Raw genomic sequence first — 12428 nt, 5'->3', positions numbered from 1 at the left:
ATGGGCTATACAATGCTCCTATCTTAGATGATGCACACCAGCGTGCCCCTTCCCCATAGAAGAGCTAGCCAGAGATGTGAACAAAGATAATCCACCCAACATCCTAGATGGTTTTTCAGGAATTACCCTTGCCTATAATGCCAAATCTGCAGAAGAAGTAGATGAAATACTAGAAAAAGAAGAACAAGCAGGTGGAACCATCCAAAAAGAAGCAAGAGAAACTGACTGGGGTGGTTACGGGGGATACTTTACAGACCTAGATGGAGACTACGGGAAAGTAGCTTATGGAGAGATGTGGGAATTTGATGAGTCCAATATGTTGGTTATTAAAGATTAATAATTAAAGTAATAAAATATTTGGAGGGACAATATGAGACAAATTATTGAAGTAAATGAGCAGGAACTTGATGACCTAACTAACTTAGCCATAAAACTATGGCCAGAAAACCAATTCGAGGAGCTGAAAAATGAATATGTATCAATGCTAAAGACCCATAAACACAAAGCCTATCTTTACATAGCTGATAATAAACCAATAGGATTTGTTCAACTGTCCATAAGAACTGACTATGTGGAAGGATCAGATAGCTCCCCAGTTGGCTACGTTGAAGGAATATATGTTGAACCACAATACAGAAGGCAGGGTATATCAAAAGAACTACTAAAAAAAGGAGAGCAGTGGGTAAAAGAAAAGGGATGTACACAAATAGGTTCAGACATAGAATATGACAACACAACAAGCTACCATTTCCACAAAGGCATCGGCTTCAAAGAAGCAAACCGTCTAATTTGCTTTATAAAAGATATTGACCAATAACCATCAATACTAATCAACCCCAAGACCTACACCTTCTACAATATGTCTCCTTCTCCTCTTTGTACTAAAATATTTACCCCAAAAACGTACAAAGCCAATTTTACAATTTTAGGGAAAAACGTAGTAATAAACAGGGATATGGATGATTATGAAGAATATAACATTACTAAGGACCTGCTTTAACTTCTATACTAGGCCTATAAAATATTGGGGTGGTAAAATTGACAATATCTAAGACAATTATTCTAACATTATTTAAAATTATTGGAGCAATTATCTATGCAGTAGTTCTTGCTCTAGGTACTTTATTTCTTTACTTTACAACACAAACACTTCTATTTGCTAGGGGGGACTATTTGTTATTTATCTCGAGTCAACTAAATATGATACCAGTCACTATGATTTTAAATCTCTTTGTATTTGCATCTATGAAGTTAAAAGAGAAACTGTTTAATAACAAAAACGACCTAGCTAATGAAATAACAGAAGATCAAGATGACGATGAGGTAGTAGAAAATGATCTATTTTACACTACACTAGTAAAAATTTTTAGCAAGCTAGAAAAGCTAGATAGTATTTTCAAAAGCATATATAGAGCAATTAGAATATGCTATATACCAATCTTAGTTATTGCAATTTACATTGGTATCACTAGCTATACGGTAGTATATGATGATACAATAAAAATAAGCTCCCCTCTAAATCCCACAGGTGCGGTGTACAATTATGACGAGATTGATAGCAGATCTGTTGGAGTTTCAAAAATCAGAGGTGATTACTACCCTTACTACGAAATAAAAGTAGGCAATAAAACTGTAGACCTTTTTGGAAATAGTGTTTCAGAAGGTGGAGATATGAACATGGAGGAAGTACTATTAAACATTGACACGTACCTAAAGGAGCTAGGTGTACCTAAAGCTATCGATAAAAGTAACTTCGATAAATTTGCCAAAGGATTAAACGAAGGATATATCAAGAAAGTTGAAAAACTATTTAACCGGTAGGAAAACAGTGATAATTTTCTCAGGAAATACCGTAGTGAGTCACTGGTGAAAATATAATATCCAATGCAATGAATACTAAATTGTAGGAGGGATATAAATGCGATTCAACTCAAAAAAGGATTTTTGGATTGGCTTACTTGTTTGGCTTGTCATAGGAGGCGGGTTTATCGGAACCATTTTTTCTGGGCAATGGGCAATTATCTTAGTTATGTTACTTACTTTGCTTTTCTTTGCTTGGATATGGTTTGGGACTTATTATGTAATAACCAATGAAATTCTAATAGTTAGAACTGGGCCCTTCAAATGGTCCATAAAAATCAAAGAAATTAAAACTATTAAAAAGACCCGCAGTCCCCTTTCTTCTGCTGCACTATCCCTAGACAGAATCGAAATTAAATATAGTAAATACGGATATACCTTAATTTCACCTATTGAAGTGGAAGCCTTTACAGAAGAGTTAAAAAAAATCAACCCAAATATTCAGGTGAAAGTATAAAAAAATAAGGCATGACCCACTTGAAATAAAGGGTTATGCCTTGTTTTTTCCTACCATGTGACAAAAGAAATGTCCCCATATCTATTCCCATACCCACACCCCAAACTGTTGTAGCCAAGGCTTCAGCCTTGGGACCCACATACTGGGTTCCGAACCTTGCTAATAATGCAGAAACTGAATTAATCAAGGGTGACCGGTCTCCTAGAATATAAAAGGGTTTCACACTAAAAAATTGAATATTAACTTATGTATAGAAGATCTTACCATCCCCAAAAATAAAAATAGAGGTGAATATAAAATGGCAAAAAAAACATATAATGAAAAACTTCAGAATTCTAAAGACTTACCTAAGGTGGAGTTTATTGGCTATGATGACCAGATGGCTAAAAGATTTGGCAGCGGAAACATGCTTATAGCCGCTCCAATCCAATACGATGAAGCAATGAAAAAAATACCCAAGGGTAAGCTCACCACATCCATAGAAATACGTGACTACCTTGCAAAACAGCACCATGCAGACTTCACATGCCAACTAACAGCAGGGATATTCATCAACGTAGCAGCTAATGCATCAGAAGAAAGGGAAAATCAAGGCAGTACAGATATAACGCCATACTGGAGAACACTAAAAAAAGACGGAGAGCTTAACGAAAAATACCCCGGAGGAATAGAGGGGCAAAAAGCATTATTAGAAGCAGAAGGCCATGAAATAACTAAAAAGGGTAAACGGTATTTTGTGAAAAACTACGAAGAAGCAATACATAAACTAGATTAGAGATGCTTTACAATCCTAGATTTATCTTGAGCAGATACACAAATCTCCCCTGATAATAATAAATGAGGTGATATCCTTGATAAAAGTCATAGAGCTAGCAAAAAACCAGCACCTAGACAACTGTTATAGAATTCTAATGCAGTCCCAGCTGGGAGAAGTATACTTTGCCGACAAAAGCCCAATGAAAATGATGCAAAAAGGGATAGAAAACAAAGAAATCTATGTCTGTCTAAATCAACAAGACGAAATACTTGGATTTCTCTGGGTTGAACTTAGCGGGACATTCGATAAATATCCCTACTTACATATGATCGTCATAGACGAAAATGTACGTGGGAAGGGCATAGGGAAAAAGCTACTCAGCCACTTCGAAGAAGTCATCACATCAGACTATGACAAAGTATTTTTGATGGTTGGTGACTTTAATAAAAGGGCCAAAAGGTTATACGAGGAACTAGACTATAAAGTAGTAGGGATGATACCTAATTTCTATAAAGAAGGTGTTACGGAATACCTCATGTATAAAACTAAAGACACCATTGAATAGAAAAAACTGAATACTGCCCTGACCTTTAAAATGCTCCCCAGTCCTCTGTTGTAGCCAATGCTTCAGCTTTGGTATCCCCCAAAAAGCACACACATACTGTAGGGAGCGGGGCTCCGAACCCACCCGTGACCCACAAAACGCCCCCCATAAAACACAAAAAACATCGCCATTAGCGATGTTTTACCTTTTTAATTAATTAAGATGCTCGGCGAATGTTAGCTCCGCCTTTAGTAATTTTAAAATACTATAAAAATGGTAAACAGTAAAGAGAAACTTAGTATTTATCCATAAGACAGAGTTAATACCCCTTCCTCTTAGGTGGGGGATGAATACGACACATGTACAGCGAAAATTCACAAAATTTAACAAACATATGTTCCCTTTTTCCTCATTCTATGATAAAATATACATAGAAGGGAGGTGAGCTAAAAAATGAAACTATCGCTAAAGGTATATCCTAGGTGGAAAGAAAGCCAAGTAGCAATAATTCAGGAACTATCCTTCCACACTACAAAGCTATATAATATTGCTAACTATATATGCACAGAAAAATACCTCCCATATATAAAACTAGATAAAGAACTAAAAACTAACTGGCACTGTAAATATCTTCACTCACATACCAGGCAGCAATGCCTAAAAATACTTGAACAGAACTGGAAAAGTTACTTTAAAAGCTATGAAGATTATAAAAAAAGCCCTAGGAAGTATAAAGGCATTCCAAGACCACCAAGATATAAACACACAGAGAAAAAGAGAAATGAGGTGATCTTTACTAACTTTGCTATAAGGCGTAAAGACGGATATCTACACTTATCACTATCTAAAACCATGCAACAAAAATTTGAGGTTGAATCCCTAAAAGTGGAAGAAAACTTCCCCTTACCTCAAGACTGCTCCTTACAACAGATACGCCTACAGTTTAACCAGCACCAAAAACAGTGGGAACTTCTTATCATCTACCAGGTCAAAGAAGAAGAGCTACCTAAGGATTATAGCAACACATTGGCAATAGATCTAGGATTAGATAATCTAGCAACCATAACCTTTTCCCATAGTAGCCACAGCTACATAATCTGCGGTAGGAGCTTAAAGGACATAAATAGGCATATAAACTACAAGATATCCTGCCTACAATCAATAAGCATGAAACAGCTAGGGGCAAAGAACTTTAAAAACACAAAACAGATAAACAACCTTAGAAAGAAACGCCACAACAAAATAACAAACACATTACACCAAGGAAGTAGAAAAATAATACAGCTTGCCGTGGAGTATAAAGTAGGAAAAATAGTAATTGGAGATATAAAAGGAATTAAGCACAAAAGCCATCTTAAAACCTTTGTACAAATACCCCTACAAAGATTAGTACAAATGATAGAATATAAAGCAGAGCTTGCAGGAATTCAAATAGAATATCAAAAAGAACACTACACAAGTGGAGTAAGTAGCATAGACCTTGAGCCTATAAGTGAGCAATACTACGATAAAACAAGAAGAATAACGAGGGGTCTATTCAAAAGTGAAACAGGCATACTATTGAACTCAGATGTCAATGGTAGCCTAAACATACTTCGCAAAAATATGCAAAACAAAGGTATTCCCTATCTAATCCAATTAGTGAGGGATAGAGGGTGTGTGGACCACCCTAAACGAATAAGGGTTGCCTAGGAACAATCTTAGGTGGAAACTTAAATACCAATCTTCGTTTCAATAAATTCTTAGTTAAATTTTACTAAGAAGCCCCCACTTCAGGGCTTATAGCCTAAGTGGTGGGTAGTTCACTAAGGTTGCAGGTGCAAAAACAGTAAGATACACAGGGCAGCCTCAAGACGCTATTAGGGATTTAAAATATGCATGCAAAGTCTACAAAAACTTAAAACATAATAATTTAGTTAAATTCATAGATGGAATTGAAATAAATGATGGCTACGCAGCTATTTTTGAATGGACCGATGCTGAATGCATGGGTAAACAGTATGAGTCCAGACATAAGTTTTTCGAACTACCCATTAAAGAGAGAATCAACATGTTTGAAGATATTTTAGAGTTCCACAGGTTTGTAAATAAACAAGGATACGTAGCAATCGATTTCTATGATGGGAGTATAATGTATGACTTTCAAAACAAAAGAACAATAATTTGTGACATAGAGTATTACGCCAAAAAACCTTACGTAAACACAGTGGGAAGAATGTGGGGATCAGGAAGGTTCATGTCTCCAGAAGAATATGAAAAGGGTTCCGTAATCGATGAAATTACAAACGTCTACCTAATGGGTGCAACAGCCTTTGTCCTGTTAGGGAATGCAGTGGAAAAAAGCATAGAAGGATGGCTTGCACATAAGGCACTATATGATGTGGCAAAAAAAGCAGCTAGTAAAGATAGGAATCAAAGGTATCAGTCGCTAGAAGTACTTTCAGCTACATGGAAGCAGGCGAAGCAAAGGTAAGGGAAAGCAATATGATGTCATTTGGGATTTCGTTAGTTTTCCGAGAACAAGGCACTACCATTAGATAAATAATGGTAGTGCCTTGTTCTACTTTATCATTTCCCTTCATCCCACACACCAAACTGTTTTAGCCAAGGCTAGTAGGGGGTGGTCTTGTGCCACCCTGACCTGCGGAAACATCAAAATGCCATAAATGTACAATTTACTATTGACATTTCACCTAGCCACAGATAACACAGATTAACACTAATCAAAACCAAAACCCACACTCCAAACTGTTGTAGCCAAGGCTTCAGCCTTGGGGACCCACAAAACAACCCCACTATTGCGGTCGACAAAGTCACAGCCATTGTCGGCATACAACTACACAGTTAAATAATTCTACGTTGAGATTTAAGGCTTCTATCTAAGCTCCAGAAGGGTACAGGTCCAATTTGTCGTCCATGACAAGAGGACCTCTCGAAACGTCCTGTTTCTCGCCCCTTCTTCCGCTCATCTAGTCAGCTCTTAAATCTAACTCCTCGAATTAACATAACTGCTTAAGTTATATGCCTATGTAAGATGACCTTGTCTTAGAGAAACTGTTAAGAGTGAAGGCATATATATTACTGTCTTTTAATAACCTGTATGGATAAATGAATCAATCAAGCTCAGGACTAGATAAATGTAATATAAACTTTTTAAACTAGATTTAAAACATATAGAATCATGGGCCAGAATTAAAAAAGTAATAGTTAAATAAAAAATACGATTTTGAGATAGGAAGGTGAATAAATATGGTAGACTTTAAAAACTTCAGCAACCCACCCCAGTTAGGTGCCAACCTAACTGATGAGTACTTCAAAAAGAATATATTCAATAACGAAATTGTTTGGACATACCTAATAGGAAAAATAGCAGAAAAGAATAAAGATGTTTACAGAGAACTAACAGGATTCAACTGCCAAAAAAACCATAGTATCTTCCTAGAAAGCCAGCCACTTGTCCCTTACATCGGTGATGAAGGTAATACACACTTAGATATGGCTTTAGGAGCTATATCCATACGAGATAAAACCACTTCAGGTATACAGTTCGATAATAGTACTGGCGATGAAGTATGCTTCGTAGAAGCTAAATACCTACCAGATCTAAGTGTAAGAACAGAACATTGATCAAATGGACAGGGTGCTAGAAAATCTATTGTGCTTTCAGGGTAATGGCTTTTTCCCATCTAAACTAGTCTTTACCCTACTAACCCCAAGAATATTTAAACAAACATATGGCTCAAGATTATACTCCTACAAATTCAAAGAGTACTCAAGCATATTGGGCACCCAGAATGGCTGTTTAGCCAATAGGATAAAACTGAAAAGTGACAAAAAAACGAGAGATAATAACTGGCAATATCCAACATCATTAGAAGAAAGATTGAACCACCTTACCCTCAATTGGGTCACATTTGAAGACCTTATAGAGCTAGAACTAAATAACCCAAACATCAAAGGCCTAAATTTGACAAAACTAGACGATGCTAAAATACTATGGAATGCAGCGTATGAGCGGATAATCCAAGACTAAAAATAACAGCTTCAGCCTTGACCCCTCCCAAGCGTACCCGCAAACTGTAGGTCGCAGAGCTCCGAACCCGCCGTGACCAACAAAAAGATCCCCACATCTTCTGTTGTAGTCAATGCTTTAGCTTTGGTTTCCCACAAAAAGCACCCACATACTGTAGGGAGCGGGGCTCCGAACCCGCCCGGACCCACAAAACGGGCTTAGATCTAATCAAAATATCCTACTTGTGATACTCATTTGTCACATAGTAGGATATAATTATATTTAAAATAATGCAATAAGGAGTTCAGGAAGATGTAAATCAAAATACTATCAAATAAAGAAACCCTAAACATAATAGAAACTAGAGAGCCGCGGGACTGTTTTTTACGAAAGAGGGAAAATACTTCATCGGTGTAGACAACAGAACAGGCGATGCTTGGACAGAAGAATTCGAAACAGAAACAGAATGTATTCAATGGCTAAAATGGACACATTGAAATTGAATAAATATTAAAGGTTATAGTAAAATACAGGAAATTAATACTTGATAAACTAACATATAAAAAAAGTACCCAAAACAGGTAACTACTAAAGGTTTATATGATTTTACTAAGGGGGTAATTGGATGGATTGTGTAAGATTGGTATATCCAACAAAAGAGTATGAGGAAAGAGCAAATAAGTTCATAAAGGAGTTCTATGAATATAATTCGGAAATAAATGGCACTGGTGGACTTCATAGATATAAAAACTACGATGAATGGCTTTTAAAGATAAAAAAGGATTTAGATATTGCTAACATACCTACTGGAAGAGTTCCTGCAAGCACATACTTTTATATTAGAAATACTGATGAAAAAATTATAGGAATGATAAATATTAGACATAAATTAAATGAGTTTACGTTGCAGGAAGGTGGGCATATAGGATATTCTATTAGACCTACTGAAAGAAAAAAGGGATATGCCACAACATTGCTGAAAGCAGGATTGATAAAATGTAAAGAACTTAATATACAGAATGTACTAATTACCTGTGACAAAATAAATGTTGCATCGGCAAAAGTCATTATGAATAACGGTGGTAAATTAGAAAATGAATTTTTTAGTGATACATACAATCAAATAGTTCAGAGATATTGGATTAACTTATAACATATACTGATTTTTATATTTTGTAGTAGCCGAAGGCTAGTAGGGGGCAGCTCGTACTGCCCTGACCCACAAAACGCCTCCCACATCTTTTGTTGTAGCCAATGCTTCAGCTTTGGTATCCCCCAAAAAGCACCACATACTGTAGGGAGCGGGGCTCCGAACCCGCCCGGACCCACAAAGCGCGCTCAGACTAATCAAAAAATCCTACGATAGAATCTACGATTTATAGAAATTAACAATCCCCAAAGGTACTATGAAGGGATGTACAAAATGAAGAAACCGGTATTGCCCGGTTATTTTTGTATAGATTTGATGGTTAAATGTCTTGTGGTCAAACAATTATGATCATCTCAAGCAATTGCTTGGATGGATGCGGGATGCTCAACTGATTTCGCTTCAGATACCCTTAAGAATGAATCAATAATTTTCTAAAGAAATAGATATATTGTTTAGTACAACTACTCACTAAGATGAAAAGGTGAGTAGTTTTTTTGTTACAAGGAGAAATAGCCAGCTAGCAGCAATGGCCACAGAAACCAAAAATTAGGATAGAATTAAAGGAATTATTGTTGAAAAGAAGAATAACTTAATTAAGTTTGAAAGGGGGACTTAAAGTGGATAGAGTAGCATTTGAAAAGTGGCTAAAGGTAATTAAGAAATACAACTCTGGGCATGCAAAGCTAGAACTGATAACATCGAGAGAATAGAAAAGAAAAAAATGATGGCTATCTACTACCACAAATGAGAACAGACAAAGTAATAGAAAACCAAACCCACAGAATGATAATAGACACAAAATACTACCCTAACGCCCTAAATAAAAGCAACCTAGGGGGAAAAACACAAATATCAGGAAACCTATAACAGATTTTACCTATATTAAAAATAATAGTTTTGATGGTAAAATACGCAGGATGTTTTTACATCCCACCTGGATTATGATTGGATCAGAACTATAGAATGGGTGGTAATGATATATCAGTTAATACTGTGAGTTTGGGTGGGGAGTTCGAGGAAATTAGGGAGAGGCTGATCAGTGTTAAGACAAATAGCTAGAAACAATGGTTTAACAAGTAAACCTAACTAAATGATTAAACTTTAAAGGATTATCCAAATATTTGGAGAATAGGATAAGTGACATATAATTTGTGGCATATAGTTTAAGTAGTTAGGGGGGCAATTATGAGTATTGATTTTGAGGTTATAGAAAAGTATAAGCAAAGTGGTCAAAAAGAGGTTTATCGGATAAACCATCAGTTATTTGGTGAGTGCATTTTTAAAAAAGGTAAATGCCTATCGAAGACATCTTTAGAACGGATAAAAAGAGAGGTAAACATATTAAGCGAACTTGATTCTAAATATTTCCCGAAAAATTATGAATTCCAACTATGGCCTACGGGTGAATTTATTATGTTCGAAGAGTACATCTCCTCAAAAACGCTTACAGAATGTAAGGCGGATTTTAAAGGCGATGAAAAAAGAGTTGTCTCTCTAATGATTGAAATTATTGATGGTCTAGAGCTGATATGGAAGAAGAAGATAGTTCATAGGGACTTAAAACCCGACAATATTCTAATAAAAGCTAACGAAAAACCGGTAATAATTGATCTGGGAATAGCCAGAGTCCTTGAAGACAAATCTCTAACTTTAACAGCGCATATGAACGGTCCTTGTACTCCCATATACGCTTCTCCAGAGCAAATAGATAACAAGAAAAACAGTATAGATATAAGAAGTGATTTCTATTCACTAGCTATTATAATGGCAGAGCTGATTCTTGGGGAACATCCTTTTTCTCCTGCTGTAGTCGGGCAAGGAATGAGCACTTTTGAAAATATGCTACACAATAAATATAGACTTGAATACGAGAATATTGGACTTTCTGAGGTTACAGGAAACCTAGTTAACAAATTACTTAATCGAGAGCCGTTTCAAAGATTAAGAACGGTGGGACTCCTAAAAGAATATTTGAATAAATGTTTAGAAAGGTGAGGAAAGAATGAGTAAAATTGATGTTTTTCATCAATGTGGTCATAATGATGTTTGGAATTTTGATATTTTTACCCAAGATAAGATTGGGGATGGATTAATATTCGGTCCTAAAATGGCATCGTCTAATAAAATTACACAAAGGGATGATAAGTTAAAGCAAAGGTCCTTATTTGATCCTCAATTCTACTACCCAAGGAGTAAATTGCAAAAATTTGCGATGTTTGACTTTTTCCCAGATGTTATATCTGATGGATACAGTACGATAAATTTTGAAGAATCATGTTTTGAGTCAGCTGTTAAATGTGTAGATTTCCAGCTTTCCCAAGATTATAAATTTATAATTATACCTACAGTTGTTTATGATGAGACTCCACAGAATTACCTTGAAATCTTAAAGAACCTATACATTGATCCATACTTGCAGGCATGTGGCTCTGCAGGAAGTTCAAATAAGAAAGTTTTGTTATCAATCGTTATTAAAGACTCTCAGTTAACTGATGAGAATTTCACTAATGAATTATTAAACTTTATAACTGGATATACAGAAATAGATGGTGTATATTTAGTACCTTTTCAAAAAAGTATAAGCAAAAGGGTAAAAGATATTGATTACATTTTAAATATGCTTTATTTTATAAATGCTTTAAAAGAAAATGAACTGTATGTACACCTTGCCTATGTAGATATTGAAGGGTTACTTTATTCTGTGACCGGAATTGATTCTGTCTCAATTGGTGTTTTTGAAAATACGAGAAAATTTAACTTAGAAAACTTTAAAGAAAGGAAGAACGATAGTCACCAAAAAGGACCCAAAAGAAGAATTTATAGCTCAAAACTGCTACAATGGATTGACTTTGATTATTTAGGTGCAATGAAAGATATTGACTTCTTTCCAGAGCTTTTTGACAACAACAAGTATGTAAATTTTAGCACACCCGACCAATATAACTGGCACTTGAAGTTTCCGGAACTTTATAAACACTACATGACATCTATTTATAGTCAGTATAAGCTTTTGCCAGATGATTTTAATGAAAGATGTAACGAATTAAGAAAAGTAATAAAAGAGGGTATCGAGCTATATAATAAAATTGAAAATGAAGGTGTTTTGTTCAATAATGATAGTAATGGTGACCATTTATATAAATGGTATACGGCTATTACAAAGTTTAGTAAATATGTAAAGGGTGAATAACTAATGTTTCTTTCTGAAGCCGCACTTGTGAATTTTTCCCTGCCACTTCTTATTGAAGAATTCGAGAATGGTAATGCAAATGTAAACTATATAATGGAACCTAAGGGATTATTTGGTATACCTGATATAGTGATTTACAATGGGAAAGTTGTTTCTATTGAGTATAAATTAAAAAACTGGAAACAAGCAATAAAGCAGGCTTATAGGTACCAGAGTTTTTCTTGCGAAACATACGTAGTACTAGATATGGATCATGTAAAATCTGCCAAGAAGAATATAGATATATTTAAAAAATTTAATATCGGTTTAGGAGCAGTTGATAATGAAAAAATAGAGTTTTTTTATAAGCCAAGCGAAAGAGAACCATTTAACGAAATAATGAGTAAAAAAGTATTGGAACTGTTTATGTAATAGTTTTTGGGAAAACGTACTCAACAATTATTGACCCAGACAATTTT

General features: G+C 35.3%; 15 protein-coding genes. All 15 read left to right on the top strand.

The window, feature by feature from the left end; all coding sequences use genetic code 11:
* The first annotated feature begins 76 nt into the window (after positions 1-76).
* The 15 genes from HYG86_RS04970 (at position 77) to HYG86_RS04905 (ending at position 12381) form a co-directional block, all read left to right on the top strand.
* Positions 77-337, top strand: a complete 261-nt coding sequence (locus HYG86_RS04970) for a VOC family protein (RefSeq protein ID WP_213167823.1) — start codon at positions 77-79, stop codon at positions 335-337.
* Between the two features lie 33 nt (positions 338-370).
* A complete protein-coding gene (gene aac(6'), locus HYG86_RS04965) occupies positions 371-817 on the top strand; it encodes an aminoglycoside 6'-N-acetyltransferase (protein WP_213167822.1) in 447 nt (148 codons plus the stop codon).
* Between the two features lie 221 nt (positions 818-1038).
* A complete protein-coding gene (locus tag HYG86_RS04960) occupies positions 1039-1821 on the top strand; it encodes a hypothetical protein (protein WP_213167821.1) in 783 nt (260 codons plus the stop codon).
* 97 nt (positions 1822-1918) lie between these two features.
* Positions 1919-2317, top strand: coding sequence for a PH domain-containing protein (locus HYG86_RS04955; protein ID WP_213167820.1), 399 nt, complete (start codon positions 1919-1921; stop codon positions 2315-2317).
* 298 nt (positions 2318-2615) lie between these two features.
* Positions 2616-3092, top strand: coding sequence for an MGMT family protein (locus tag HYG86_RS04950; RefSeq protein WP_213167819.1), 477 nt, complete (start codon positions 2616-2618; stop codon positions 3090-3092).
* Positions 3093-3168: 76 nt separating this feature from the next.
* Positions 3169-3639, top strand: coding sequence for a GNAT family N-acetyltransferase (locus tag HYG86_RS04945; RefSeq protein WP_213167818.1), 471 nt, complete (start codon positions 3169-3171; stop codon positions 3637-3639).
* Positions 3640-4071: 432 nt separating this feature from the next.
* Positions 4072-5310 (top strand): RNA-guided endonuclease InsQ/TnpB family protein, encoded by a 1239-nt coding sequence (locus tag HYG86_RS04940; RefSeq protein WP_213167817.1) that lies wholly within the window; start codon positions 4072-4074, stop codon positions 5308-5310.
* A gap of 295 nt (positions 5311-5605) precedes the next feature.
* Entirely contained in the window at positions 5606-6091 is a 486-nt protein-coding gene (locus HYG86_RS04935; RefSeq protein WP_213167816.1) for a hypothetical protein, read from the top strand.
* Between the two features lie 776 nt (positions 6092-6867).
* Positions 6868-7245: a hypothetical protein gene (locus tag HYG86_RS04930; protein ID WP_213167815.1), complete on the top strand. Its 378-nt coding sequence runs from the start codon at positions 6868-6870 to the stop codon at positions 7243-7245.
* Positions 7246-7249: 4 nt separating this feature from the next.
* On the top strand, positions 7250-7651 hold the full coding sequence (locus HYG86_RS04925) for a hypothetical protein (protein ID WP_213167814.1): 402 nt from the start codon (positions 7250-7252) through the stop codon (positions 7649-7651).
* Between the two features lie 604 nt (positions 7652-8255).
* Positions 8256-8783, top strand: coding sequence for a GNAT family N-acetyltransferase (locus HYG86_RS04920; protein ID WP_213167813.1), 528 nt, complete (start codon positions 8256-8258; stop codon positions 8781-8783).
* 741 nt (positions 8784-9524) lie between these two features.
* Positions 9525-9647, top strand: coding sequence for a hypothetical protein (locus HYG86_RS18260; protein ID WP_281391310.1), 123 nt, complete (start codon positions 9525-9527; stop codon positions 9645-9647).
* Positions 9648-9965: 318 nt separating this feature from the next.
* Positions 9966-10775 carry a serine/threonine-protein kinase gene (locus tag HYG86_RS04915; protein ID WP_213167812.1) on the top strand — a complete coding sequence of 270 codons (810 nt, stop codon included), beginning with the start codon at positions 9966-9968 and terminating at the stop codon, positions 10773-10775.
* A 7-nt stretch (positions 10776-10782) separates the two neighbouring features.
* Positions 10783-11970, top strand: a complete 1188-nt coding sequence (locus HYG86_RS04910; protein ID WP_213167811.1) for a hypothetical protein — start codon at positions 10783-10785, stop codon at positions 11968-11970.
* A gap of 3 nt (positions 11971-11973) precedes the next feature.
* Positions 11974-12381 carry a hypothetical protein gene (locus HYG86_RS04905; RefSeq protein WP_213167810.1) on the top strand — a complete coding sequence of 136 codons (408 nt, stop codon included), beginning with the start codon at positions 11974-11976 and terminating at the stop codon, positions 12379-12381.
* Positions 12382-12428: the final 47 nt, after the last annotated feature.

It is taken from the genome of Alkalicella caledoniensis (assembly GCF_014467015.1).
GTDB lineage: Bacteria > Bacillota > Proteinivoracia > Proteinivoracales > Proteinivoracaceae > Alkalicella > Alkalicella caledoniensis.
Note: the sequence above shows the minus strand (reverse complement) of the source record. Positions and strands in the feature narration are given on the sequence as shown.